Genomic DNA, 24,929 nt, shown 5'->3' with positions numbered 1-24,929 from the left:
GCGCCATGGTTCTATCCGATCGCCGCATTGAGGATCTTTTCCTGCGTGGCTTCCTCGCGCGACATGACAGCGGTCAGACGGCCCTCGCACATCACCGCGATACGGTCGGCGAGGCCAAGCAGCTCCGGCATCTCCGAGGTCATCATGACGACCGCCAGGCCCTCGCCGGCGAGCCGGTCGATCAGCGCGAAGATTTCCGACTTGGCGCCGACATCGATGCCGCGCGTCGGCTCGTCGACGACGATGACCTTCAGGCCCCGCATCAGCCAGCGCGAGATCAGCACCTTCTGCTGGTTGCCGCCCGACAGGTTCTTGATCTGCTGGAACAGGCTGGGCGTCTTGATGCGGAAGCGGTCGACATAGTCCTGCACCGCCTGATGCTCCTTCGCCTTGTCGACGAAGCCCAATCGGGCGAACCCGCCGAGCGAGGCGAGGCTGGCATTCTGGTAGACGGGCAGCTCGCCCATCAGGCCTTCGCTCTTGCGGTCCTCGGTGAGCAGGCCGATGCCGAGCCGCACCCCGGTGCGCGTGTCGTGCGGCGCAAGGCGCCGACCGTCGACCATGATCGCGCCCGAAGTGATCGGGTCATAACCGACCATCGCCTTGGCGAGCTCGGTGCGGCCGGCGCCCATCAATCCGAAAAAGCCGAGCACCTCGCCGGCGCGCGCCTCGAAGGACACGTCGATGAGCTTCTTCGCCGTGCTGAGCTTCTCGACGGACAGCGCCACCTTGCTGCCCGCCGCGCCGCGCTGGCGGGGAAAGAGGTTGTCGATGCGCCGGCCGATCATGTCCTGGATCAGCGTGTCGTTGGTGTGCTCGCCGATCGGCTTGGTCGATATGTGGCGTCCATCGCGCAGCACCGTCACCGTATCGGCGATCTCGAACACCTCGTCGAGCTTGTGGCTGACATAGACCACGGCGATGCCGAGCGATGCCAGGCGGCGGATGACGGTGAACAGCAGCGCGACTTCGTTCGGCGTCAGCGAGGATGTCGGTTCGTCCATCACGACCACGCGCGCCTCATGAGCGAGCGCGCGGGCGATCTCGACCATCTGCTGCTGGCTGACCGGCAGCGATCCCGTCCGCGCCGCCGGATCGACGTTGAAGCCGATGCGGTTGAACAGCGCCGCCGAGTCCGCGCGGATCTTCTTCCAGTCGATCGAGCCGGTCCTGCCGGTCGGATAACCTTCCAGGAAGATGTTTTCCGCGACGGTGAATTCGGAGATCAACGCGATCTCCTGGAAGACGACCTTGATGCCTTCCTTGAGGCTGTCCCGCGGCGACTTGATGTCGACCTCGCGTCCGCGCATGCGGACCGTGCCGGCATCCTTGCCGTAGACGCCTGCCATGATCTTGATCAGCGTCGACTTGCCGGCGCCGTTTTCGCCCATCAGGGCGTGGATCTTGCCGGGCTCCAGCGTGAAGTCGACATTGTCCAGCGCCACCACGCCCGGAAACCGCTTGCCGATGCCACGCATCTCCAGCGCCGACACATTCGTGTCGATGGCCGCGCCTTCGCCGGGGTGGAGGAAATCAACGGACATTGGCTTTGTTCCGGATGATGTCGAGATAGGTCGCCAGGATGATGACGATGCCCGGCACCACCATCTGCAGGTCCTGGTTCCAGCCGAGGATGATGATGCCGTTGTCGATCACCTTCAGCACCAGAACGCCGAGCAGCGTGCCGAACAGCGAGCCGCGGCCGCCGAGCAGGCTAGTGCCGCCGAGGATGACGGCGGCGATCACCGTCAGCTCGAAGCCGCGCCCGGCAGTCGGCTGGCCGGCATTCATCAATGACGACAGGATCATGCCGGCGACGCCCACGCACAGGCCGGTGACGACGAAGGCAAGCAGCTTGAGCCGTTCCGAACGCAAGCCGGACAGGCGCACCGCCTTTTCATTGGCGCCGACCGCGTAAAGGTAGCGGCCGAGCGTGGTGAAGCGCAGCGTCACATAGGCGACGATGAAGATCAGCGCCGCCACAATGACGGGGACCGGCACGGCGCCGACATAGCCGGCGCCGAGATCGGTGAAGCTTGCCAGTTGATTGTGGTTCTGCACCGCTTCGCGCGTGAACAGATAGACGCCGCCCTGCAGCATCATCATGGTGCCGATGGTGGCGATCAGCGAGTTCACCCTGAGCCGGGTGACGACGAGCCCGTTGAACAGGCCGACGCCGCCGGCAAAGGCAAGTGCCGCCAGCATGCCGAGCGCGAGGCTGTGGGTGGAATTGAGCACCGCCATGCCGATGCAGCCGACAAAGGCAAGCGAGGCGCCGACCGACAGGTCGACTTCCGCCGTGATGATGAGCATGGTCATGCCCGAAGCGACGATCAGCACCAGCGCGCACTGGCGCAGGATGGCGATGATGTTGGCCTCCGAGTAGAACTGCGGCGCCGCGATCGAGATGGCGATGCAAAGCACCGCCAGGATCGCGCCCAGCACCAGCTGGCTGCTGCCGAGAACTTGGCCGCCGATGAAACGCTTCTGCGCGGAAGCGTGTGTTAGCTCGCTCATGTCAGTCCATTCCCGTCGCTAGAGCATGATGCCGAAAAGTGTGAAGCGGTTTTCGGACGACATCATGCTCTATCTCTTGGATTTAGAGACGGATTCAGATTTCAGGTCGAACAGACCTGAAATCATCCGGCTCTAAGGTCAGGCGCCGGCGCCGTGCCTTCGCGGGCCATCGACGCCTGGCTGGTAGCCCTTCCCGCGACGCGGGAAGGACCGTGTCGATCGGCCTATTTCTTCAGGTCGGCCGAGGTCTTCATGCACTTTGCCGGCGGCTGCAGCGCGTTGACGGCGTCCCATTTGATGGTGCGGGCCGAGCCGTCGTAATCATAGTATTTCTTCCAGTCGTCGCCAGTCATCGGCGCGGTCGGGCTGACGATGTGCTCCGGCACCTGTTCGTTGTTGAACAACTTGACCGCCGCGTCGATGGTCGTGAAGCCTTCCTTCTCCGGGAACATGGCGGCCTCGATGCGGTAGGACGGCTCGTTCTGCATGGCGTTGATGAAGGCGAGCCCTTCGCCGCCGGTGCCGACCGTCAGCAGGCCGTCCTGCGACTTGCCGGCGGCCTTCCAGGCCTGCAGGCCGCCGAGCGACGACGAGTCGTTGATGCCGTAGATGATGTTGACGTCGGAGTTCTTGGCGAGTGCCGCCGAAGACACTTCCAGCGCGCGGTCCGGATTGCCGCCGCCGTCGAGGTCGTGGACCATGACCGCGTCGGGGACGATGGTCTTGAGCCCGTCCATGAAGCCCTGTGAGCGTAGCACCGTCGCCGACAGCAACGGCAAGCCGACATTCATCACCTTGGCGACGCCGCCGAGCTTTTCCTTGGCATATTTGCCCGCCTCGACGCCGGAGAAATAGCCGGTGTCGTAGTCGCAGATGGCGACCATGGTGGTCATGCCCTTGACCGGGTTGCCCTCGAGCACCACCGGGATGTTGGCGGCCTTGGCCTGGCGCAGCAGCGGCACCACGCCTTCCTCATTCACCGGGGTGATGATCAGCACGTCGACGCCCTTGGCGATGAAGTCCTCGGCCGCGGCGACCTGCTTGGCGATGTCGAGATTGGCGTCCTGGACCTCGACCTCGATTCCCAGTTCCTTGCCGTGCGCCTTCATGCCCTTGATGACGTTCTGGTACCACTCATGCGTGGCGTAGTTGGTGACGTAGCCGATGTGCTTGGGCATGTTCTCGGCATGCGCCGCCGCCGCGCCGATCGCCAGCATGGCCGCGGATGCGAGCAGGATTGATTTGGACCAGTGCATTTTTCTCTCCCAGGGTTTTCGTTTGTCTCAGTCGCTGAACGGGTAATCCCGCCGTTCCGGGTCGGCACGTGAAGAGCTGTTGGCTTCGCCCCAACCGAGCGCGGCCGATATCTTCTCGGCGGCGGCCCGGGTTCGCTCGAAGACGGTCTGGCGGTCGAAGCGCGCCGCCTTCTGCGGCAGCAGTGGCACCGTGAGCGCGGCGATGACCGCGCCGACATGATCGCGCACGGGCATGGAAATGTTGGTGCAGCCCTCGACGGCCAGTGACGCGCGCATCTCGTAGCCGAGCCTGGCCACCTCGTTCAGCCGCGCCTCGATCTCTTCGCGCGTCCCCTGCCCTTCGCCGGCGGCCACGATGCGCTCGACGATGCGGTCGCGCTCGGTCCGGTTCGAATGGGCAAGCAGCACCGCGCCGGAACTGGTTTCGAGGATCGGGAAATGCGAGCCGAGTGCGACCGAGTAACGCATCGGCAGCGGTGAATCGATCTGTAGCACCACCAGCGCGTTCTGCCCCTCGCGCACCACCAGGTGGCAGCTCTGGTCGGCATTGGCGGTCAATTCGCGCATCACCGGCAGCGCGGATTCGACCAGCCTGTTCACCGGCGGATGCATATGCGCCAGCTCGAACAGTTTCAGCGACAGCCGGAAGCGGTCCGATTGCGTGCGGAAGAGGTAGCCGCGCTTCTCCAGCAAGAGCAGGATGCGGTAGATTTCGTGGATGGAGCGGCCCATGCCGGTGGCGATCTCGGTCTGGGTCAGCGCTTCGGCCCTGGAGGCCATGAACTCCAGCACGTCGAGCGCCTTCTCCACCGCCGGCACGCGATATCCGTTGCGGCCGCTTTCGCTTTCCTCAAGCGTTTCGGCAATACCGGCGGCCATCACGCGACGCTCCGTTCCGGTTGCCTGGTTTCGCGATAGAGGCGGTTGACGTGATCGGCGAGTTCAGCGGCCGAGATGTCGCCGGCGATCGCAGCAGCCGCGCGCGGCGCGCAGTCGCGGAAGAAGGCGATGAAGCCCGGATGCGTCGGACGCAGATAGGACGAGCCGATCGTGCGCAGCGTCGAGGAGAAGAAATCACCGGAGAGACGATTGACCTCGGCGTCCTTCCAGGCCGCCAGCGATCCCGGCTGTCCGCCCGATTTCACATAGTCGCCGCGCTGATAATTGGGCGAGCACAGGAACAGCGCGTAGTCGATCGCATGCTGCTTGTGCTTCGACTGTGCGCTGACGCCGATGCCGGCGCCGCCGAGCAGCGCGCCGGCCGATCGCACGGTCGGCACATCGGCAAAGCGCAGATACGGCCTGTCGGTTTTCGCGGCGTAGTTCACATAGCCGAAGGCGAACGGCACATAGACGACGTCGTCATGCGCGATCATGTGGTCGTAGCAGCGGATCGGATTCCAACCGGACGAGTTCGGATGCGACAGCGCCGCAAGCTCGCGCAATTGCCCGACGGCCGTCTCGACCATGTCCGGCGCGATGAAGTGCTCACCGTCTTCCTGCGGGTCGCCAAGCGTCAGAAGCAGGCACATCGCGTCCGTCGCCACGAAAGGCAGGCCAAGCCACCTTCCGTCCTTGCGCGCCAGCCGGCCGAGCGCGACGACTTCTTCATGCGTACGCGGCACCGGCCCGTAGCGCTCCAGAAGGTCCGGACGATAGGAGGCGACGTGGCAGGCGGCATCGATCGGAAGCGCCCATTGCCGCCCGTTCTTCTTGTAGGACCGCCAGGACGGACCGACCGAATCCTGCTCGAAAAAGCGGACCTGTTCCGCCGACAGATACGCGTCGAACGGCACCATCAGCTCGTCCTGCGCGATGTCGCCGATGAAGGGATGGTCGAACACCACCAGATCATAGGCCGAGAGCACAGGGCCAAGCGCGCCCTCGCCGAACTCATAGAGGCTGCGGCGGTCCCATTCGATTTCCAGGCGGGGATTGGCGGCGCGATACGGCGCCACGCTGGCATCCAGCGGACCCCAGCAACGTCGATGATCCCACGCAAGACCGCGCAGTCTTGTCATATCCGGCAATTCCTCCCTCGAACCGGGCGCGTGCCCGGCCCCGCAGACCAGTAGCAGTTATTTTCACCTGGGCAAATAGTTTTTACATACGCAAAACCAACTCCCCTCCCGGCCGCAGCCTCAAGCCAGGCCGAACCTCTCGACGGCGCGCATGATGCCGCGCAGTTCGGCAAGGCCCTTGAGCCGGCCGATCAGCGAATAGCCGGGATTGATCTTCGTCTTGCCGATGTCGTCGGCGAGCAGGTGCCCATGATCGGGCCGCATCGGAATGCGCCAGTCGGCGCGGCCTTCCTTGCGGCGGCGCGCCTCCTCCTGCATCAGCGCGAGGATGACAAGCGCCATGTCGGTGCCGCCCTCGAGATGCTCGGCCTCGTGGAACGAGCCGTCATCCTCGATGGTGACATTGCGCAGATGGACGAAATGGATGCGGTCGGCGAACGCCTTGACCATGGCGACGATGTCGTTGTCGGCGCGCGTGCCGTAGGAGCCGGTGCAGAAGGTCAGGCCATTGGCCGGACTGTCGACGGCATCGAGGATGAAGCGCGCATCGTCGGCGGTCGAGACGATGCGCGGCAGGCCGTAGAGCGAAAATGGCGGATCGTCGGGATGGATGCACATGCGCACCCCTTCCTGTTCGGCCACCGGAATGATCTCGCGCAGGAACCAGGCGAGGTTCTCGCGCAATTCCTTCGGCCCGATCGAATCGTAGTCGGCCAGGGCCTCGCGAAAGCTGTCGCGGTTGTAGGCGCGCTCGGTGGCGGGCAGGCCGGCGATAAGGTTTCGCTCGATCCTGTCGATCTTCTCGTCGCCGAGTTCCTTCAGCCGCGCTTCTGCCTCGGCGACGCGGGTGGGCGTGTAGCCGTCCCGGGCATTGCGGCGCTTCAACACGAACAGGTCGTAGGCCGCGAAATCGATCGCGTCGAAGCGTAGCGCATAACCCGTCGTCGGCAGGCGGTAGGCCAGATCCGTGCGGGTCCAGTCGACGACTGGCATGAAATTGTAGCAGATCGTCGCGATGCCGGCCTTCGCCAAGGCGCGGATCGTATCCTTGTAGTGGCCGACATAGCGGAGCCGTTCCGGCGAGCCGATCTTGATCGAGTTGTGGACCGGAATACTCTCGACCACCGACCAGGTCAGCCCCGCCGCCTCGATGATGCGCTTGCGCTCGAGGATGTTCTCCAGCGGCCAGACGCGCCCGTCATAGATGTCGTGCAGGGCCGAGACTACGCCTGTCGCGCCCGCCTGCTTGACGTGATCGAGTGTCACCGGATCGTCCGGGCCATACCAGCGCCAGCACTGTTCCATTGCCGCTTCCCTCTGTGAATGGCCGGAACTTATTGTTGGACCACAACAGGAGTCAAATTAAAAATTTCAAGGCTTCGAGAGATCGGTTTGCGGCGAGGCAACGGAAAATTCGACCAAGGAGCTCCCAAAATCTGTTGTTTTCCTCAAACCATGCGATATGTTGGTCCAACAATTTAGGAGGATCGACGGTGGAAGATACTCAGGCCGCGCGTGACAACATCGTCGCCCGCCGTGCCAGCGGCAGGTCCGCGGTCGACACCGCGGCCGGACGGATCCTCGACCTTATTCGCGCGCGACAACTCAATGTCGGCGATGTTCTGCCGACCGAACGCGAGCTCAGCGAGATCACCGGCGCCAGCCGCAACACGGTGCGCGAGGCGCTGCGCACCATCCGCACCTATGGGCTGATCGAGCCCAAGCCGCGTGTCGGCGCTGTGCTCGCCGACGGGCAGAGCATCGCCATCCAGAATTTCTTCGCCGCGCATATGGATGTCTCGCGCTCGTCATTTGCGGACATCCAGGGTTTCAGACGCATCATCGAGGTCGGCATCGGCGACCACATCGTGCTCAATGCCACGAGCGAGCAGATCGATACGCTGGACGAGATCAACGCCCGGATCGTCGACAGCCGCTCGATCGAGGAAGCCGCCGAGAACGATTTCAATTTCCACATGGCGCTGATCGGTCTGGCGGGCAACCGCATGCTGACGGACATGTATTCCTTCCTGTCGCCCGTGATCCTGAGGATCATGACCATCGGCAAGGAAATGCGACCGGTGCTGGCCGACACCCGCGCCGCGCATGGCGAGATCATCGCCGCGCTCCGCGCACGCGACAGGCTGGCCTACGCCTATCTGATGAGCCGCCATCTCGATTTCGCCCTGCGCTTCCTGCCGGAAGAGCCGGGTTCCGACAGCGACTGAAGGAGTTCCCGCAATGAAGGATTTTGAAGGCAAGGTCGCGCTGGTGACCGGGACGACCGGGATCGGTCTCGCAACCGCCAGGCGCCTCGCCGCCGGCGGCGCTGCGATCGTCGCCTGCGGCATCGACGGCGCGGCCAATGCGGCAATGAGAGCGGAGCTGGAAAGCACCGGTGCCGGCGTGCTGGTCGTGGACACCGACGTCTCGGTACAAGGCCAGGTTCGCGACGCCGTCGCTGCCGGCGTCGAGCGCTTCGGTGGTCTCGACGTGATCGTCAATTCGGCGGCGGTCCATCCCTATGGCACCGCGACGACGACCGATTGGGAAACCTGGAACAAGGCGATGACCGTCAATGTCGGCTCGATCTATCTGACCGCCCATTTCGGCATTCCGGAAATGATCAAGCGCGGCGGCGGCGCGATCGTCAACGTTGCTTCGGTGCAGGGTTTCGCCTGCCAGCAGAACGTCGCCGCCTATGCCACCACCAAGGGCGCCATCCATACGCTGACACGCTCGCTGGCGCTCGACTACGCGGCCGCTGGCATCCGGGTCAATTCGGTCAGCCCGGGCTCGATCCGCACGCCGATCCTGGAGAAGGCCGCGCGTGGCGACAAAGGCAGCGATGCCGATGTCGAGGAGGCCTACAGGCGCTTCGGCGCGGCCCATCCGCTCGGCCGCATCGGCGAACCCGAGGAAGTGGCGGAACTCATCGCCTTTCTGTGCTCTTCCAAGGCCGGCTTCTGCACCGGCGCCGACTATAAGATCGACGGCGGCCTGACCGCCGGCATTGGCGTGAAATGACCATGAAGATCGGTCTTGGCCTTTACCGGGAATCGCTGACCCCCGACAATTTCCGCTTTGCTCGCCAGGCGGGCGCCACCCACATCGTCGCCCACCTCACCAACTATTTTCGCGGCCGCGATCCTTCGCTGTCCGCCGGCAACGAGAAGGAAGGCTGGGGCGATTGCTCCACCGACGAACTGTGGACCTATGAGGACTTTGCCGGCCTGGTCAGCACCGTGCGCGACAACGGTCTGGAAATCGCCGCGATCGAGAATTTCTCGCCGCGCTTCTGGTCCGACATTCTGCTCGACGGTCCCGATCAGGCGAAGCAGATCGAAGGGCTGAAGCGGCTTATCCGCGACGCCGGGCGTGCCGGCATTCCGTGCATCGGCTACAACTTCTCCGTTGCCGGCGTCTGGGGCTGGTCGCGCGGCCCCTTCGCGCGCGGCGAGGCGATGTCGGTCGGGCTCGACCTTGCGGCCATCGATCCTGACCTGCCCCTGCCCGACGGCGTAGTCTGGAACATGCGCTACCGCGCCGGCCGGCCGGGCGCTGAACCTGTGAGAGTGAGCAGCGATGAACTTTGGCAGCGGCTCGGCGCGTTCCTGCGGGAAGTCGTTCCGGTGGCCGAGGAAGCCGGCGTGGTGCTCGCCGCGCATCCGGACGATCCGCCGGCCGAAGCGCTGCGCGGCACGGCGCGGCTGGTCAACCGTCCGGAGAAATACGACCGGTTGATGGACATCGTGGAGTCGCCGTCCAACGGGCTGGAGCTCTGTCTCGGCTCGCTGCAGGAGATGCCCGACACCGACGAGATCTACGAACATGTCCGGCGCTTCGCCCGACGCAAGCGCATCGGCTACATCCATTTCCGCAACGTACGCGGCAAGGTGCCGAACTACCACGAAACCTTCGTCGACGACGGCGACATCGACATGGCCGAAATCGTCCGCATCCTGCGCGACGAAAGCTATGAAGGCGTCATCATCCCCGACCACACGCCGGAAATGTCCTGCGACGCGCCCTGGCATGCGGGAAAGGCCTTTGCGCTCGGCTATATGCGCGCGCTGGTGCAGAACGCCGCGGCGCTCGGACCTTCCCGCGCCGCTCAATCCACCAACATCCGGATGCAAGCGTGATGAACAGATCGACGCCCCTCTATGCCGACGACGCCGAAATGTACCGCCTGTTCAAGGAAGAGCTCTTCGTCGCTGTGGTCGGCGACGTGATGGACACGCTGGGGCTGCAGCATCAGTTCCTGCCGCCGGTGTTCAGGCCCGTCGACGAGAAGACGCGGCTGCTCGGCCGGGCCATGCCAGTGCTCGAGACCGATATCTTCCCGTCCGACGGACCGACGCGCAATCCGCTGATGGCGAAGCCGTTCGGGCTGATGTTCGAAGCGCTCGACGACCTGAAGCCCGGCGAGATCTACGTCGCCAGCGGCGCCTCGCCCCGCTACGCGCTGTGGGGCGAGTTGATGTCAACCCGCGCGAAGATCCTCGGCGCGCATGGCGCGCTGGTCGACGGCTTCGCCCGCGACACGGATGGCATCAAGGCGCTGGGATTTCCCTGCTTCTGCACCGGCTGGTACGCGCAGGACCAGGGTGTGCGCGGCAAGGTCGTCGACTATCGCTGCGCGCTCGAAATCGGCGGCGTGCGCATAGAGCCGGGAACGCTGCTGTTCGGCGACAAGGAAGGCGTTCTTGTTATCCCCGCAGAAGCCGAGGAAGAGGTGGTGCGCCTCGCCCTCGAAAAAGTCCGTGGAGAAAAGCTCGTCGCCAAGGCGATCCGCGAGGGGATGAGCGCGGTGGATGCCTACAAGACCTTCGGCATCATGTGAAAGGTCGCGGCCGGCCGGCGATCCGGAACTTTCATTCCGCTACAATCGCGACTTCCACTTCACCGTCTATCGGCTGTCCGGCATGGAAATGCTGGTCGCTCATATCGAGAGCCTGTGGGTCTGGCCGAATTAGCCACCATAAAAGTCAGGCACTCACAAGTCTGATAATGGTGTCTATATTGAACTCAAGGCGTTCATTGAGAGCGTTCTTATCCATCAGGTCGCGCTCGAAAATAATTGATCCCGTAAAACGGTTCGTTATGTAATAATAACCGATCGCGGCGATCGTAATATTTAATTGTGCGGGATCGATCCCGGCGCGAAAATCCCCGCTTCTCACACCCCGCTCAAGTATGCTGGAGACCATGGCGACGAATTTGCGACTCGCCGTCTTGATCAACTCGGACTTCTTCACGTGCTTGGCTCGATGAAGGTTCTCGCTGTTGACCAAGGTGATGAATTCAGGGTTCTTCAAGTAATATTGCCAGGTGAACCTGACCAGACGCTCCAAGGCCTCCCTAGGTTCCAAATCATCGAGATGAAGCTTCTGTTCAGCGCTACGGATGTCCAGATAGGCATTCTCGATCACCGTCTGGAAAAGACCATCTTTGCTGCCGAAATAATGATAAATCATACGCTTGTTGGCTTTGGCCTTCGCTGCGATGACATCAACGCGCGCACCGCCGAGGCCGTTCTTGGCAAAGTCACTCTTTGCCGCCTCCAGTATGCGAAGCTTGGTTGCTTCGGCATCCCGCAGCCGTCTCTTCTTGCCGCCATTCTTCGATTTGTCGGGCGTGGCGTCCACTTCGGCCGCTCCTTTGGTTGCCGTCCCGTGCGCAGGCGGCGGTGCTGATGCCGCTGAAAGTCAGTTCAATTGGACGAGAAGTCAACAGGCCATCGATCGCGCCGCCGCTTGACTCACGCGTCCTTAAGAAGTAACTAGATAGTGCGTTATGCGATCGGGAGGGCGATTGGATGGCCAGGTTTCTCGATTGCCCAATAGACGCCCGCGCCCCTGCGGGCCGTTGCCAAATGGGAGGAAGCATGTCGACTTTCATCAAGGATTTCATCGAGCGCGAGACCGTCAGCCGGCGCAATTTCCTGCTCGCCACCGCTGCTGGCATGGGAGCGATGGCAACGCCGTTCGTTTTCGGCGGCGGCGCCGCTCGTGCGGCTCTCACGGACCCGGCGATCGCCTGGTCCTACCGCGACCGCGCCTCGGCTTACTGGAACTCGATCGTCTCAGGCGGGGAGGCTTTTGTGGAATCCATCGGCAAGCCGAAGGATTTTCTCGTCTCGCTGATCAACGAGGGATCTTCGGAGAAGTCGCTGGCCGACATCAAGGCGTTCCTGGCCAAGACCGGCGGCAAGTGCGCGATCGCCTGCGACGCCAACGACAGTCCGAACGCCCGTCCCGTGGTTGAGGCCGTACGCGATGCCGGCGCCTACATTTCCACGATCTGGAACAAAACCGACGACCTGCACCCGTGGGACATCGGCGATAACTACGTCTCGCACATGACCTGGTCGGACGAAAAGCCGGCCGAGCAGACGGCGCGTATCCTGTTCGAAGCAATGGGGGGCAAGGGTGGCGTCGTGCATCTGGGGGGCATTGCCGCCAACAATCCGGCCATCGAGCGCCTGAACGGTTTGAAGAATGCGCTGAAAGATTTCCCCAACATCGAGCTTCTCGATGCCCAGCCCGCCGATTGGGACACGACCAAGGGCACGGAGCTGATGGCGTCTTTCCTGACCCGTTTCGGCGACAAGATCACCGGCGTCCACTGCGCGAACGACAACATCGCTTACGGCGTGATCGAGGCCCTGCGCGCGGAAGGCATCGAGGATATGCCGATCGTCGCCTATGACGGAAATCCGGAGGCCGTGAAACTCGTCATGGACGGCAAGCTTCTGGCGACCGTCTTCACCAATCCGCACTGGGGCGGCGGCATCACGGCGGCGCTTGCCTACTACGCCGCGACCGGCGCCTTCAAACCCTCCGAGGAGCCGAAGGAACATCGTGAATTCTACGGTCCGACGATCCTCATCTCCAAAAAGGATGCCGCGGACTTCAAGGCCAAATATCTCGATTCCGTTCCTGCCTACAACTGGAAGGATTTCTGGGGTCCGGGCAACGGCCAGATCAAGTACAAGTGAGCCGAAGCTCGATCGGGCGGCCCTTAAATGGGCCGCTCCCCCTACAACGGCACGCTTGGACGGGAGGCCGGAGTTGCCACGCATCCTCACGCGCGAGAACGCGATCCGCTGGGCACCCTTCCTGGTGCTTCTTGCGCTCATAGTGCTGTTTACAGCGATAAACCCCTCGTTCCTGTCGCAGCGCAATTTCGCGCGCATTGCGATTGCGGCCGCGCCCGCGCTGATGGTCGCTGTCGGCGTGACCTTCATCATCGTCATGGGCTCCATAGACCTCTCGATGGAGGGTGTCGTTTCGCTGACGGCTGTCCTGTTCTGCTTCTTGATGCTGGCGTTCGGTGGAACGCTGGCTTCGGGCGGCTGGATAGCGATACCGGTCATCCTGGCCGTCGGCGCCGCGATCGGCCTGGTGAATGGCCTCGTTCACGTCAAGCTGAAGATACCATCCTTCATGGCCAGTCTCGCCCTCGGTTTCGTTGGCACGGGCGCCGCCATCCTGCTGACCGGCGGCGACATCGTCAAATTCAACGACCCGACGTTCCGCGCGTTGCTGACCTGGCGCATCCTGGGGTTTCCCCTGATGGTTTATGTCGCGGGCCTGTGTCTCGTTCTGGCCTGGTTCATCCAGGCGCATACCCGCCTTGGGCGCCATTTCTACGCGGTCGGCGGCGGTGAGGACCTTGCCCATGCCTCCGGGGTACGGGTGCAGCAGGTGCGGATGGCCGGGTTTTCGCTTGCCGGTTTCTTCTACGCAATCGCCGCAGTCCTGCAGGTGGCGAAACTCGGCCAGGCGGAATCGGTCACCGGATCCAATTTCATGTTCATGTCGATCACGTCGGTCGTGGTTGGTGGCGTGGCGCTCTGGGGCGGCATCGGCGGCGTGTGGAACACCCTCGTCGGCGTCCTGATCGTCGCCGTGATCAACAACGGCATGGTTGTCATAGGCCTGCCCGACTTCCTGCAGGCCGCCGTTCTCGGGCTGCTTGTCATCATCGCGGTCATCCTGTCGACGGACCGGCGCTCGGTCGCGTTCGTCAAGTGAGGACGCCATGTACGAATTGAAAGCCGTCGAAAAGAAGTTTCCCGGGGTCAGGGCGCTGAAATCCGTCGATTTCTCCATCAGCCGCGGCGAGATCGTCGGGCTGGTGGGCGAGAACGGCGCCGGCAAATCCACGCTCATGAAGGTCATTTACGGCGCCTATCAGCCCGATGGCGGCGAAATCCTCATCGATGGCAAGCCTGTCCGGTTCAGCGGCCCGCGCGACGCCATGGAGAGAGGCATCGGCATGGTGTTCCAGGAGCAATCGCTGATCACCAACCTGTCGGTGATGGAGAACATCTTCCTGGGCTATGAGGACCAGTTTTCGCGCTTCGGCGTGGTCAACTGGAAGGCCGTGGCCAAAGCCGCGCGCAAACAGCTTGCCAAGGTCAAGCTCGACATCGACCCGCGCACGGTCACCTCAAGTCTTTCCTTCGCGCAGCGCCAGCTTGTCGAACTGGCCAAGGTGCTGACCCTGGAGGAACGGGTCCAGGGCCATCTGGTCGTCCTGCTCGACGAGCCGACCTCGGTGCTGGCGGAGGAAGAGGTGAAGCTGTTGTTCAAGCTCGTGCGGGAGCTGACGACGCGCGCCTCGTTCATCTTCGTGTCTCATCGCATGGATGAGGTGATGGAGCTCTCCGACCGCATCTACGTGATGAAAGATGGCCAGGTGGTCGACGTCGTCTCGCGCGGCGCGGCGACACCGGAGGCGATCCAGCACAAGATGGTCGGACGCCACGTCGACAAGGAATATTACCGGGAACAGCGGCAAAAGCCCTACGACGCGGCGAAGCCGCTGGTCGAACTGTCGAACGTCAGCCTGCCCGGGAAGGTCCGCGACATCTCGCTGACGCTGCATGCCGGCGAAGTGCTGTGCCTGGTCGGCACCGAGGGCTCCGGTCGCGAGGCAATCCTTCGAACCATCTACGGTATGCGCACGCCCACCAAAGGCACCCTGAAAATCAAGGGCAAGACGGTTTCCAGGCTGACCGCTCAAGGCGCGGTGGAGCGTGGCGTCGGCTATGTGCCGCGCGAACGCAAGATCGAGGGCATCGTCGCCGGCATGAATGTCTACGAGAACATGACGCTCTCGCAAATGCCGCGCTACGCACGGGCGGGCTGGCTCGATGTCGGCAACGAGCGCGACCTTGCCAGGAGATGGATCCGCAAGCTCGCCATCAAGGCAAGCTCCGAATATGCAGACTGCGGCAACCTTTCCGGCGGCAACCAGCAGAAGGTCGTGCTGGCCAAATGGCGGTCGGGCGGCTCCGACATCATGCTGCTCGACCATCCGACCCGCGGCCTGGATATCGGCGCCAAGGAGGATGTCTACGACATGATCAGGGAAATGTGCGACGCCGGGGTCGGCGTCGTCCTGGTCGCCGACACCCTGGAGGAGGCGATCGGCCTTTCCCACACTATCGTCGTCATCAAGGACGGCGAGATCCAGAAACGCTTCGACTGCGCGCCCGGCTCGAAGCCGTCGCTCTACGACCTTCTGCACTACATGATCTGAGGGCATCGATGGATATCCAACGCCTCAAGCCGCACTTCCCTTGGATCACCCTCCTGGTCCTGGTCACGATTGTCGGCATCGCCGATCCGAGCTTCTTGAAACCGGCCAATCTTTTGAGCCTCGCCGGCGACATCGTGCCACTGTTCATCATGGCGCTGGGATTGACCTTCGCCATCTACATCGGCGGCATCGACCTGTCGGCGCAGTCGATGGCGAACATGATCACCGTCGTCGCGTCGGTCTATCTGGCGTCGCTGGGCATATGGGTCGCGGCATTGTGCATCCTCGCGGGGTTCGTGCTGGGCACCCTCTCCGGTTACTTGACCACCCGCATGTACGTGCCCTCCTTCATCTCCACGCTGGCAGTCGGCGGCGTGTGCTTCTCGGTGGCGCAATGGTTGTCGGGCAACCGCGCCTTGAACATGGACGCCATGCAGCGCAACGAGACCTTCGGCTGGATGATCGGTCGAACCGGCATCGTGCCGCACGAGTTCTTCATCGCGCTCGCCTTGCTGGCGATCTGCCTGATCATAGAGCGGCGCACGACGCTTGGCAGGGCGCTCAAGGCCGTGGGCGCCGGCGAATTGGCCGCGGCCGCATCTGGCCTCAACGTCGCCCGCTACAAGATCCTTGCCTTCGCCATCTCCGGAGCGCTGGCCGCGGTGGCCGGGCTGCTCTTTTCCGTCAAACTGTCGGGCGGCGCGCCAACGATCGCCAACGGCTTCCTGTTGCCGGCAATCGTCGCGGTGCTTGTCGGCGGGACGCCGCTGACGGGAGGTGTCGGCGGCGTGCTCAACACCGCAATCGGGACGCTGATCGTGGCCGTGATCCGGGCATCGATGCTTTACTTCGGCATCGCCGCGACACAGCAGCAGATGGTCTTCGGCCTTGTGCTGATCGCCGCCATCGCGCTCACCATCGACCGCTCCAAGCTCCGCACAGTGAAGTGAGAGATGTCATGGCAACGATGCGCGCCGCCGTCCTGACCGCTCCACACCGTTTCGACGTGCGCGAAGTCGCCGTTCCGGAGGTCGGCCCCGAAGACGCCCTGATCCGCGTCTCGCGGACCGGCATATGCGGCACCGACATCCATATCTTCAATGGGCATTATGCTGCGGATCGGTTGCCGCTGGTGCCTGGCCATGAGTTTGCCGGGACCGTGGCGGCGACGGGCGAGCACGTCACGCATATCAAGCCAGGCACGACCTGCGTCGCGGACGTCAATATCGGCTGCGGTCAGTGTTACTGGTGCCGCCGCAACGAAATCCTGAACTGCCCGTCGATGACGCAGGCGGGCATCGGCCGTGACGGCGCCTTCGCGGAATATGTCTGCCTGCCGGCCAGGCTCGTCCTGCCGGCCCCTGACCATGTACCGGCCGAGGTGCTGGCTCTAACGGAGCCGGTATCGTGCGTGGTGCGCGCGGCGCGCAAGGCGCGCACGAGCTTCGGCCAGTCGGTGGTGATCCTCGGCGCCGGACCGATCGGCAACCTGCATGTCCAGATGATGCGTTTGTGCGGCGCAGCGCCAATTATCGTCGCCGATTTGTCGGAAGACCGCTGTCGTCTGGCCCTTGAAGCCGGCGCGGATGCAGCCGTTGCCGATCCTGCCCGGTTGAAGGCGGAGGTCCTGGCCAGGACCGGTGGACGCGGGGCGGACCTGGTGATCGAGAGCGTCGGCTCGGCACGGCTTTATGCGCTCGCATTCGAGCTCATCCGCAAGGGCGGCCATGTCGCGTTCTTCGGTCTCACCGGGCCGCGCGACACGGTGCCGCTCGATATCCTGCGCACCATCCTTGAGGAGAACAGTCTCAAGGGCTCCGTCGCCGGCATGGGAGAAGACATGCATGATGCGCTGACACTTTTGTCGCACGGCCGCTTTCGCACCGAGGCGTTCACACGCGCAAGCTTCCCGCTCGATGACATCCAGCGAGCCTTCGAGACCCTGGCCGAGCGGCCCCAGGATTTGAAGACGCAAATCGTATTGAACTAGGAGCCGGCGCGACCCGCTTGCAACGGATCGCGGAGAGCCGGCGCACTGCCAGAACGGAGGCATTCCATGCTCGATTTCACGGACCGCGCAACCCTGCCGGATGCGCCGCGCGAATTCGGATTCTGGTCCGACGGCTCGTGGCGCAAGGGCCGCGCCATGTTCGAGCGCAGGTCGCCGGGGCATGGCGTGGCGGTGACGCTTACCCCCAAATGCACGGTCGACGATCTGAATGCGGCCGTGGCCGCGGCGCGTCGCGCGTTCGAGGATCGCCGGTGGGCGGGATTGCCGGGGGCTGACCGTGCGGCGGTGCTTTTGAGAACGGCAGATATTTTGCGCCGCCGCCGTGATGAAATCGCCTATTGGGAAGTCCTCGAGAACGGCAAGCCGATCTCCCAGGCGCGCGGCGAGATCGATCACTGCATCGCGTGCTTCGAGGTTGGCGCTGGCGCCGCCAGGCTGTTGCATGGCGACAGCTTCAACAGTCTCGGCGACAACCTCTTCGGCATGGTGCTGCGCGAGCCAGTCGGCGTGGTCGGCCTCATCACGCCATGGAACTTCCCCTTCCTGATCCTGTGCGAGCGCGTTCCCTTCATCCTGGCCAGCGGATGCACCGTTGTCGTCAAGCCTTCGGAGGTCACGTCCGCGACCACACTGCTGCTTGGCGAGATCCTTTCCGAAGCCGGCGCGCCTGACGGCGTCTACAACGTCGTCACCGGCTCGGGCCGGACGATCGGCCAGGCTCTGACCGAGCATCCCGACGTGGACATGCTTTCCTTCACCGGATCGACATCCGTAGGCCGCTCTTGCGTGCACGCTGCGGCCGATTCGAATTTCAAGAAACTCGGCCTGGAGCTCGGCGGCAAGAACCCCATCATCGTTTTCGCCGACAGTGATCTTGAGGACGCGGCCGACGGCGCGGCCTTCGGCATAAGCTTCAACACGGGCCAGTGCTGCGTGTCGTCCAGCCGCGTCATCGTCGAACGCTCTGTTGCCCGCGAGTTCGAGGAAATCCTTGCCGCCAAGATGGCCAAGATCGTTGTCGGCGATCCGCTGCAAACGAAGACGCAGGTCGGAGCCATCACCACAGATGCGCAGAATTCAACCATCCTGGGCTATATCGACAAGGGCAAAGCTGAAGGGGCGACACTTGTCGCCGGTGGGCAGGCCCTGGATCTCGGCGGCGGCCAGTATATCGTGCCGACGCTGTTTTCCGGTGTCACGCCCGCAATGTCGATTGCCCGGGACGAAATCTTCGGGCCTGTCCTGTCGTCCTTCCATTTCGACACCCTCGAGGAGGCCATCAGCCTCGCGAACGACACGGTCTATGGCCTGGCTGCCAGCGTGTGGACCAAGACCATAGACAAGGCGCTGGTGGTGACGCGGCGTGTGCGCGCCGGCCGGTTTTGGGTGAACACGATCATGGCCGGCGGGCCCGAGATGCCGCTTGGCGGATTCAAGCAGTCCGGCTGGGGGCGGGAAGCGGGCATGTACGGCGTGGAGGAATACACACAGGTGAAGTCCGTCCACATCGAAATCGGCAAGCGCGCACATTGGATCAAGTGATGACGACAGGTTTCGACTATGTGATCGTCGGCGCAGGCTCGTCGGGTTGCGTGCTTGCCGCGCGCCTGTCCGAGAATCCGGCTGTCAGGGTCTGCATCATCGAGGCTGGCGGCAAGGACAGCCATCCCTACATCCACATGCCGGTCGGCTTCGCCAAAATGACCACGGGCCCCCTCACCTGGGGGCTGGTTACTGCGCCGCAGAAGCACGCCAACAATCGTGAGATCCCCTATGCACAGGCAAAGGTGCTGGGCGGCGGCTCTTCGATCAATGCAGAGGTCTACACCCGCGGGCATGCCAGCGACTACGACCGGTGGGCAAACGAGGAAGGCGCCGACGGTTGGGCCTTCAAGGACGTCCAAAGGTATTTTCTGCGTTCGGAGGGCAACACCATCCTCTCCGGCAGCTTGCACGGCACCGATGGCCCGCTCGGTGTGTCAAACATACCCGATCCAAATGTGGTTTCGCGCGCTTTTGTCCAAAGCTGTCAGGAATACGGACTGCCTTACAATCCCGACTTCAATGGCGCGAAGCAGGAAGGCGCCGGAATCTACCAGATCACGACCCGCAATAACCGTCGTTGCTCGGCCGCCGTGGGCTACCTTAGGCCCGTCCTGGGGCGCCCCAACCTTACCCTGATCACCGGGGCCCTAGTCCATCGCGTCGTCTTCAAAGGTAGCCGGGCGGTCGGTGTCGAATACTCGGTTGGTCGCGAGCGGAAGGTCGTCAATGCCGACGGCGAGGTTCTGGTGACGTCAGGTGCGATCGGCACTCCGAAGCTGATGATGCTGTCCGGCGTCGGCCCTGCCGACCACCTGCGTCGTCACGGCATCGAAGCGATCCGGGATCTTCCGGGCGTAGGGCAGAACCTTCAGGATCACTTTGGCATCGACATCGTAGCCGAGCTGAAGGGCCACTATTCGCTCGACAAGTACAACAAGCTGCACTGGATGTTGTGGGCGGGCATCCAATACACGCTGTTCAAGACGGGACCGATAACGTCGAACGTGGTCGAGGGCGGCGCTTTCTGGCACTCTTCGGCGAGCAGCGCGGGAGCGGTTCCGGATCTGCAATTCCATTTCCTGGCGGGCGCTGGCGCGGAGGCGGGTGTGCCGTCGGTCCCGAAGGGATCGTCCGGCATCACTTTGAACAGCTACACGCTACGCCCGAAATCGCGTGGAACCGTGACGCTCCGTTCGCCGGATCCGCGCGACAATCCGGTCGTCGATCCCAATTTCCTCGCGGACCCCGACGACCTCAGAGTGTCGGTCGAAGGCCTCAAGATCAGCCGGGAGATCGTCAATCAGCCCTCGCTGCGCAAATTCATCAAGGAGCTCCGCTTCCCTGACACAAGCGTGCGCTCGCAGTCGGACTATGAAGCCTATGCGCGACGCTACGGTCGTACCTCCTATCACCCTACTTGCACCTGTAAGATGGGGAAGGATGCGATGTCCGTGGTCGACCCTCAACTGCGAGTGCACGGGTTGGACGGCATCCGCATCTGCGATAGCTCGGCAATGCCGTCCTTGGTCGGCTCAAACACCAATGCGGCGACAATCATGATCGGCGAGCATGCATCGGACCTGATCCGAGGCAACCGCTAGCGTTTGCCTGTCACCTCGGACCTGATCGCTCCCTGTTCGCGCGCCTAGAGCAATTTCAGGAAAAGTGTGACGCGGTTTTCCGTCCGAAATTGCGTCAAAACAAAGAGATAGGGCATTCACCGTTTCCATGAAACGGTGAAATGCCCTAGGCGTCGAAATCCGGCGCATATGGGATCAACCGCTTCCCAACAACGCGATAACCGACGGCATTCATGGCGTCGATGCGGCCCATGTCGATACTCGACAAGGTGAAGTCCATCACGTCGAAATTCGAGCGGATGTTGTCTGGCTTGGTGGACATCGTGTTGATCGGCAAACCCTTCTGCAGGATCCAGCGCAACACGACCTGGGCGGCCGACTTGCCGTATGTGGCGCCGATATCTGCGAAAAGCCGATGCTTGAAGACCTCGCCGCGCGCGACCGAGCAATAGGATGACAGAGGGATACCCGTTTCGCTCGCGGCCGCAAGCAGCTTGCGCTGGTCAAGAAGCGGATGGAATTCCACCTGATTGGTCACGAGCGGCACGCCGGTGATCTGCCCCGCCTGCCGCATCATCGCCGCCGTGTAGTTCGAAACGCCGATGGTGCTGGCGAACCCCCGTTGCTGGACCTCCTGAAGCAGTTCAAGTGAGAGCTTGATGTCGCCTCCCGGCGTCGGCCAGTGAAGCAGCAGGATGTCGACACGATCCAGCTTCAGATCCCGCAAGGACTGTTCGATGGATGGTATGAACCGCTCTTGCGAGAAGTTCTCCACTGCGACCTTTGTCGTGATGCAGAGCTCGTCCCTGCGTATACCGCTCTCGGCCAGGGCCAGGCCCGTGTCGGCTTCATTGCCATAAGCCTGAGCCGTGTCGAATGCCCGGTAACCCGCATCGATCGCAGCCTCGATCGCCGCGCGCAGCGTATCCCCCTTAAGAGGGAAAGTTCCAAACATCCGCTGGTTCGTCTTCTGGAACATGATGTTCATCGAAATCCTCCCACTGGTTGTCGCCGGCGCAGAGCTTGCCTTCAAAGCCGCAGGCGGCTATATCACAGATATAACTATCTAGTTACTTATTGCCAAGCCTTATGGAGAGGAAGCGTGAGCAAAGTCAGGTCGGCAGCGCAGGCCGTCGCCGCGATCGGCGACGGAGCGGTGGTAGCGGTCAATTCGTCGTCCGGTCTGCTTTGCCCGGACGCCGTTCTGGAAGCCCTTGGCAAACGTTTCGCAGCCGAAGGGGCGCCGCGCGATATCACCACCATTCATCCGATTGCCGCCGGCGACATGTTCGGCACCAAGGGGGTCGACCACATCGCCTTGCCGGGCTTGATCGGCCGCATTATCGGCGGCTCATACCCGTCGGGCCCCACCAATGCCGAGCCGCCGCTGATCTGGCAGCGTATCCTTGCCGAGGATGTGGCGGCCTGGAACTTCCCCTCCGGCATCGTGTTCGACATGCTGCGCGAGGGCGCGGCGCACCGCCCGGGCGTACTCACCAAGGTCGGCATGGACACATTTGTCGATCCGGCACTCGAGGGCGGAGCCATGAACGCCGCGGCGCGGAAGTCGCCAATCGTGCAGCGCGTGGAGTTCAATGGCGAGACGTGGCTCCATTTCCCGCCCCTCAAACCAGATGTGGCGGTCATCCGGGCAACCACGGCGGACGAGAAGGGAAACCTCACCTTCGAGCAGGAAGGCGCGACTCTCGGCGCCATGGAAATGGCGCTTGCGGCGCACAATTGCGGCGGCATCGTCATTGCGCAAGTCAAACGCATCGCCGCCCAAGGCACATTGCGGCCGCACGATGTGCAGGTGCCCGGCATCCTGGTGGATTTCATCGTCGAGGCGCCCGACCAACTGCAAACAACGGCGACCGCCTATGATCCAGCGATATCGGGAGAACTGTTCCGGCCGCTCCGCACGTTCCGCACACCGGAATACAATGTCTCCAAGGTCATCGCGCGCCGGGTCGCTCAGGAGCTTCGGGCCGGATGGGCGGTCAACATCGGCTTCGGCATCTCCGCCAACGTGCCTCGCATCCTGATCGAGGAAGGCCTGCATGGCGCCGTCACCTGGGTAATCGAACAAGGTCCGGTAGGCGGCGTGCCATTGCTCGACTTCAAGTTCGGCTGCGCCTCCAACGCGGAGGCCTTCGTCGCCTCCCCGCACCTTTTCACGTACTTCCAGGCCGGAGGCTTTGACTGCTCCTTGCTGTCGTTCCTCGAAATAGGCTCCGACGGATCCGTCAACGTCTCGCGTCTTTCCTCCACGCCGCATCGCACCGCCGGCGCCGGCGGCTTCGTGGATATCACCTCGCGAGCGCGCAAGATCGTGTTCTCCGGCAACTTCAACGCCGGCGCGAAGATGCGGCTGGAGAACGGAAAGCTGGTCATCGACAAGGAAGGCAAGGTCGCAAAGATCGTCCCGAAAGTGGACCAGGTGAGCTTCTCAGGCGCGCGCGCCGTCAGCCAGGGCCAGGACGTCACCTATGTGACGGAACGGTGCGTCATCCGCCTGACAGCCGACGGCCTGGTCGTCACGGAAATAGCCCCCGGGCTCGACCTCGAGCGTGACGTTCTGCGGCAGGCGGCGTCTCCTCTCGCGGTCTCGCCTGGGCTCAAGCTGATGGACAAGGCGCTGTTCCTTGAGCAGCCGATAGGATTGCGGCTGTGAGCGATCCCCGTCTCGACCTCAGCTTCGACGGCGCGGTCGCCCGGCTGACCATTCGCAGGCCTGAGAAGCTCAACGCGCTTGATGCCGCGATGGTCGATGCGCTCGTCCCGTTGTGCAGGACTGTGGAGCGCTCCGCGGCGAAGGTGCTGATCCTGACCGGCGAAGGCGAGAAATCCTTCTGCGCGGGCGGCGACGTCGCCGCCTGGAGCGCGCTCGGCGCCGAGCAGTTCGCGCGCCACTGGATTCGCGACGGCCATGCCGGCTTCGACGCTCTCGCCAGGCTCTCGCAACCGGTCATTGCCGTCCTCAATGGCCATTGCCTTGGTGGGGGGCTGGAGCTCGCAGCCTGTGCCGACTATCGGATCGCGGAAAGCCACGCCCGTATCGGCCTGCCTGAAACCAGCCTTGGGATCATACCCGGCTGGTCAGGCACCCAGCGCACGGCTCGCCGCTTCGGCCCACAGTTGATCCGGCGCATGTCCATCTTCGGCGAGGTCTATTCCGCCGATGAGGCCTTGAGGTTGTCGCTTGTCGATAAGGTCGTCGACAAAGGGGCTGGCATGACCGCAGCTGGGAAGCTTGCCGCTGTCGTTGCAGGCAGGTCCGCTACCGCCACCGAGCTCGCCAAGATGCTCATCAATGCCGCTGAAGGCGAGGAACAGGAGCGCGTGCTGGATGCGTTTGCCGGACGTATCGCAGCCGCCAGTGAAGATCTTCGGCGGGGTCTGGCGGCTTTCCGGGAGAAGAGCCGCCGGTCTGGTGACTGACACTACAGCCGCGGAAACGCGCCCTCGCCCGGTCAAGGCGTAGGAAACCGCCGCGGTTGATGGGCCGGTGACCGACAACTTCGCAGCCACATACCTTCCCGGACTTCGGCGGGTCTATCGCGGCTGTTCAGCCCCTGTCTTCAACAAACGGAGCGGAAACGCTCCACGCAGGCATCCAGGATATCCCCGGGATCACGCTTCCACCAGTTTTGCGCCGAGAACACCTCCGCCTCGCACGGCCCGGCATAGCCGGCTGCCTCCACCGCCGCGCGGATCGCCTTCAGGTCGGCCACTCCATCTCCCATCATGCCGCGGTCGAGCAGCACGTCGCGTGTCTGCGTCAGCCAGTCACAAAGGTGATAGCCGAAAATGCGTTTCGGCCCGACTCGCAGCAATTCGTCCGCAAGCGTGCGATCCCACCAGACGTGGTACACGTCGACCGCGACACCCACATTGGGCGCATCAACGGCAAGGCAAAGATCGACCGCGTCACGGATCGTCACCAGGCAGGACCGGTCGCCGCCGTAAACCGGATGCAGCGGCTCGAGGGCCAGGCGAACGCTTCTGGCCGCCGCGTAGGGCGCTGCCTCGGCGACACGATCCGCAACCAGCTTGAGGCTTTCGCCGATGCCTTTCGTTCCCGGCTCGACCCCACCGGTGACGATGGTCAGGACAGGTGCGCCGAGACCGGCAGTCATGTCGATTGCGGCACGAAAATCGTCCATGATCGCCTCGCGGCCCGGCAGCGCCAACGGGCCGGTGAGATAGGGCGCGCGGCACAGGCCGACCACATCCATGCCGGCCGCGCGAACCTGGTCGCCGATCTCGACGGCGCGGCTGCCGATTTCGCGGCGCCAGAAGACAATGCCGCGCAGGCCGCGTTCAGCGCATGCATCGATGACACGCTCGATCGACCAGCCCGCGCCATAGCCGTCCAGATTGTGGCCGAGCGTCGCCGTGTTGAGCGCCAGGGCGGAATGGTCACTCGTGAAGTCGCGCATGG

The 24,929-nt window shown here is 63.3% G+C and carries 23 protein-coding genes; 14 read left to right on the top strand and 9 right to left on the bottom strand.

Going from position 1 to position 24,929, the window contains the following annotated elements; all coding sequences use genetic code 11:
* Positions 1-11: 11 nt before the first annotated feature.
* From AC0YKC_RS21810 to uxuA, 6 genes are all read right to left on the bottom strand, one after another.
* Positions 12-1,544: a sugar ABC transporter ATP-binding protein gene (locus AC0YKC_RS21810; protein ID WP_488512502.1), complete on the bottom strand. Its 1,533-nt coding sequence runs from the start codon at positions 1,542-1,544 to the stop codon at positions 12-14.
* Positions 1,534-2,517: an ABC transporter permease gene (locus AC0YKC_RS21805; RefSeq protein ID WP_488512501.1), complete on the bottom strand. Its 984-nt coding sequence runs from the start codon at positions 2,515-2,517 to the stop codon at positions 1,534-1,536. The genes AC0YKC_RS21810 and AC0YKC_RS21805 overlap by 11 nt, the downstream gene beginning before the upstream one ends.
* Positions 2,518-2,741: 224 nt before the next feature.
* Positions 2,742-3,773 carry a sugar ABC transporter substrate-binding protein gene (locus AC0YKC_RS21800; RefSeq protein ID WP_434723505.1) on the bottom strand — a complete coding sequence of 344 codons (1,032 nt, stop codon included), beginning with the start codon at positions 3,771-3,773 and terminating at the stop codon, positions 2,742-2,744.
* Between the two features lie 27 nt (positions 3,774-3,800).
* On the bottom strand, positions 3,801-4,652 hold the full coding sequence (locus tag AC0YKC_RS21795) for an IclR family transcriptional regulator (RefSeq protein ID WP_488512500.1): 852 nt from the start codon (positions 4,650-4,652) through the stop codon (positions 3,801-3,803).
* Complete coding sequence (locus AC0YKC_RS21790) at positions 4,652-5,731, bottom strand: ABC transporter substrate-binding protein (protein WP_488512499.1); 1,080 nt, start codon at positions 5,729-5,731, stop codon at positions 4,652-4,654. Before AC0YKC_RS21790 ends, AC0YKC_RS21795 begins: the two co-directional genes overlap by 1 nt.
* Before the next feature lie 183 nt (positions 5,732-5,914).
* Positions 5,915-7,099, bottom strand: coding sequence for a mannonate dehydratase (uxuA, locus tag AC0YKC_RS21785; protein WP_488512498.1), 1,185 nt, complete (start codon positions 7,097-7,099; stop codon positions 5,915-5,917).
* A gap of 188 nt (positions 7,100-7,287) precedes the next feature.
* On the opposite strand from uxuA, the gene AC0YKC_RS21780 reads away from it, so the two are divergent.
* Genes AC0YKC_RS21780 through AC0YKC_RS21760 form a run of 5 tightly spaced genes read left to right on the top strand, consistent with a single transcriptional unit; the run spans position 7,288 to position 10,773 of the window.
* Positions 7,288-8,022, top strand: a complete 735-nt coding sequence (locus AC0YKC_RS21780) for a FadR/GntR family transcriptional regulator (RefSeq protein ID WP_434723508.1) — start codon at positions 7,288-7,290, stop codon at positions 8,020-8,022.
* Positions 8,023-8,035: 13 nt separating this feature from the next.
* Positions 8,036-8,821, top strand: a complete 786-nt coding sequence (locus AC0YKC_RS21775; RefSeq protein WP_488512497.1) for an SDR family NAD(P)-dependent oxidoreductase — start codon at positions 8,036-8,038, stop codon at positions 8,819-8,821.
* A gap of 2 nt (positions 8,822-8,823) precedes the next feature.
* Positions 8,824-9,939: a mannonate dehydratase gene (locus tag AC0YKC_RS21770; protein ID WP_488512496.1), complete on the top strand. Its 1,116-nt coding sequence runs from the start codon at positions 8,824-8,826 to the stop codon at positions 9,937-9,939.
* Positions 9,939-10,640: an RraA family protein gene (locus AC0YKC_RS21765; RefSeq protein ID WP_488512495.1), complete on the top strand. Its 702-nt coding sequence runs from the start codon at positions 9,939-9,941 to the stop codon at positions 10,638-10,640. Before AC0YKC_RS21770 ends, AC0YKC_RS21765 begins: the two co-directional genes overlap by 1 nt.
* Positions 10,612-10,773 (top strand): hypothetical protein, encoded by a 162-nt coding sequence (locus AC0YKC_RS21760; RefSeq protein ID WP_434723511.1) that lies wholly within the window; start codon positions 10,612-10,614, stop codon positions 10,771-10,773. The genes AC0YKC_RS21765 and AC0YKC_RS21760 overlap by 29 nt, the downstream gene beginning before the upstream one ends.
* A gap of 12 nt (positions 10,774-10,785) precedes the next feature.
* Here AC0YKC_RS21760 and AC0YKC_RS21755 read toward each other — a convergent pair whose 3' ends face one another.
* Positions 10,786-11,445: a TetR/AcrR family transcriptional regulator gene (locus tag AC0YKC_RS21755; protein WP_320297165.1), complete on the bottom strand. Its 660-nt coding sequence runs from the start codon at positions 11,443-11,445 to the stop codon at positions 10,786-10,788.
* A gap of 239 nt (positions 11,446-11,684) precedes the next feature.
* Here AC0YKC_RS21755 and AC0YKC_RS21750 point away from each other — a divergent pair, with 239 nt between their 5' ends.
* From AC0YKC_RS21750 to AC0YKC_RS21720, 7 genes are all read left to right on the top strand, one after another.
* On the top strand, positions 11,685-12,797 hold the full coding sequence (locus tag AC0YKC_RS21750) for a sugar ABC transporter substrate-binding protein (RefSeq protein WP_320297166.1): 1,113 nt from the start codon (positions 11,685-11,687) through the stop codon (positions 12,795-12,797).
* Between the two features lie 73 nt (positions 12,798-12,870).
* Positions 12,871-13,836, top strand: a complete 966-nt coding sequence (locus AC0YKC_RS21745) for an ABC transporter permease (RefSeq protein ID WP_488512494.1) — start codon at positions 12,871-12,873, stop codon at positions 13,834-13,836.
* Between the two features lie 7 nt (positions 13,837-13,843).
* Positions 13,844-15,349 carry a sugar ABC transporter ATP-binding protein gene (locus tag AC0YKC_RS21740; protein WP_488512493.1) on the top strand — a complete coding sequence of 502 codons (1,506 nt, stop codon included), beginning with the start codon at positions 13,844-13,846 and terminating at the stop codon, positions 15,347-15,349.
* Between the two features lie 8 nt (positions 15,350-15,357).
* Positions 15,358-16,299: an ABC transporter permease gene (locus AC0YKC_RS21735; protein ID WP_488512492.1), complete on the top strand. Its 942-nt coding sequence runs from the start codon at positions 15,358-15,360 to the stop codon at positions 16,297-16,299.
* 8 nt (positions 16,300-16,307) lie between these two features.
* The gene (locus tag AC0YKC_RS21730; protein ID WP_488512491.1) at positions 16,308-17,339 is read left to right on the top strand and encodes a zinc-dependent alcohol dehydrogenase; all 1,032 of its coding nucleotides are present in this window, start codon (positions 16,308-16,310) and stop codon (positions 17,337-17,339) included.
* 66 nt (positions 17,340-17,405) lie between these two features.
* Positions 17,406-18,902, top strand: coding sequence for an aldehyde dehydrogenase family protein (locus AC0YKC_RS21725; RefSeq protein ID WP_488512490.1), 1,497 nt, complete (start codon positions 17,406-17,408; stop codon positions 18,900-18,902).
* A complete protein-coding gene (locus AC0YKC_RS21720) occupies positions 18,902-20,506 on the top strand; it encodes a GMC family oxidoreductase (RefSeq protein ID WP_488512489.1) in 1,605 nt (534 codons plus the stop codon). The genes AC0YKC_RS21725 and AC0YKC_RS21720 overlap by 1 nt, the downstream gene beginning before the upstream one ends.
* Before the next feature lie 145 nt (positions 20,507-20,651).
* Here the strand turns inward: AC0YKC_RS21720 and AC0YKC_RS21715 are convergent, their stop codons facing one another.
* Positions 20,652-21,473 carry an aldo/keto reductase gene (locus tag AC0YKC_RS21715; RefSeq protein ID WP_488512488.1) on the bottom strand — a complete coding sequence of 274 codons (822 nt, stop codon included), beginning with the start codon at positions 21,471-21,473 and terminating at the stop codon, positions 20,652-20,654.
* Positions 21,474-21,587: 114 nt separating this feature from the next.
* On the opposite strand from AC0YKC_RS21715, the gene AC0YKC_RS21710 reads away from it, so the two are divergent.
* Positions 21,588-23,159 (top strand): acyl CoA:acetate/3-ketoacid CoA transferase, encoded by a 1,572-nt coding sequence (locus AC0YKC_RS21710; protein ID WP_488512487.1) that lies wholly within the window; start codon positions 21,588-21,590, stop codon positions 23,157-23,159.
* Entirely contained in the window at positions 23,156-23,926 is a 771-nt protein-coding gene (locus tag AC0YKC_RS21705; RefSeq protein WP_488512486.1) for an enoyl-CoA hydratase/isomerase family protein, read from the top strand. The genes AC0YKC_RS21710 and AC0YKC_RS21705 overlap by 4 nt, the downstream gene beginning before the upstream one ends.
* Before the next feature lie 140 nt (positions 23,927-24,066).
* On the opposite strand, the gene AC0YKC_RS21700 is transcribed toward AC0YKC_RS21705, so the two are convergent.
* Positions 24,067-24,927, bottom strand: a complete 861-nt coding sequence (locus AC0YKC_RS21700; RefSeq protein ID WP_488512485.1) for a sugar phosphate isomerase/epimerase family protein — start codon at positions 24,925-24,927, stop codon at positions 24,067-24,069.
* Between the last annotated feature and the right edge of the window lie 2 nt (positions 24,928-24,929).

The organism is Mesorhizobium sp. CNPSo 4661, from assembly GCF_057784215.1.
The sequence above is the reverse complement of the archived record's forward strand: the minus strand, read 5'-3'. Positions and strand labels throughout refer to the sequence as shown.

Bases quoted from the DNA above. Each gene is read 5' to 3' on its own strand.
- AC0YKC_RS21810 (WP_488512502.1), bottom strand. From the start codon at position 1,544: ATGTCCGTTGATTTCCTCCACCCCGGCGAAGGCGCGGCCATCGACACG.
- AC0YKC_RS21805 (WP_488512501.1), bottom strand. From the start codon at position 2,517: ATGAGCGAGCTAACACACGCTTCCGCGCAGAAGCGTTTCATCGGCGGC.
- AC0YKC_RS21800 (WP_434723505.1), bottom strand. From the start codon at position 3,773: ATGCACTGGTCCAAATCAATCCTGCTCGCATCCGCGGCCATGCTGGCG.
- AC0YKC_RS21795 (WP_488512500.1), bottom strand. From the start codon at position 4,652: ATGGCCGCCGGTATTGCCGAAACGCTTGAGGAAAGCGAAAGCGGCCGC.
- uxuA (WP_488512498.1), bottom strand. From the start codon at position 7,099: ATGGAACAGTGCTGGCGCTGGTATGGCCCGGACGATCCGGTGACACTC.
- AC0YKC_RS21775 (WP_488512497.1), top strand. From the start codon at position 8,036: ATGAAGGATTTTGAAGGCAAGGTCGCGCTGGTGACCGGGACGACCGGG.
- AC0YKC_RS21770 (WP_488512496.1), top strand. From the start codon at position 8,824: ATGAAGATCGGTCTTGGCCTTTACCGGGAATCGCTGACCCCCGACAAT.
- AC0YKC_RS21765 (WP_488512495.1), top strand. From the start codon at position 9,939: ATGAACAGATCGACGCCCCTCTATGCCGACGACGCCGAAATGTACCGC.
- AC0YKC_RS21760 (WP_434723511.1), top strand. From the start codon at position 10,612: ATGCCTACAAGACCTTCGGCATCATGTGAAAGGTCGCGGCCGGCCGGC.
- AC0YKC_RS21750 (WP_320297166.1), top strand. From the start codon at position 11,685: ATGTCGACTTTCATCAAGGATTTCATCGAGCGCGAGACCGTCAGCCGG.
- AC0YKC_RS21740 (WP_488512493.1), top strand. From the start codon at position 13,844: ATGTACGAATTGAAAGCCGTCGAAAAGAAGTTTCCCGGGGTCAGGGCG.
- AC0YKC_RS21735 (WP_488512492.1), top strand. From the start codon at position 15,358: ATGGATATCCAACGCCTCAAGCCGCACTTCCCTTGGATCACCCTCCTG.
- AC0YKC_RS21730 (WP_488512491.1), top strand. From the start codon at position 16,308: ATGGCAACGATGCGCGCCGCCGTCCTGACCGCTCCACACCGTTTCGAC.
- AC0YKC_RS21725 (WP_488512490.1), top strand. From the start codon at position 17,406: ATGCTCGATTTCACGGACCGCGCAACCCTGCCGGATGCGCCGCGCGAA.
- AC0YKC_RS21720 (WP_488512489.1), top strand. From the start codon at position 18,902: ATGACGACAGGTTTCGACTATGTGATCGTCGGCGCAGGCTCGTCGGGT.
- AC0YKC_RS21715 (WP_488512488.1), bottom strand. From the start codon at position 21,473: ATGAACATCATGTTCCAGAAGACGAACCAGCGGATGTTTGGAACTTTC.
- AC0YKC_RS21700 (WP_488512485.1), bottom strand. From the start codon at position 24,927: ATGCGCGACTTCACGAGTGACCATTCCGCCCTGGCGCTCAACACGGCG.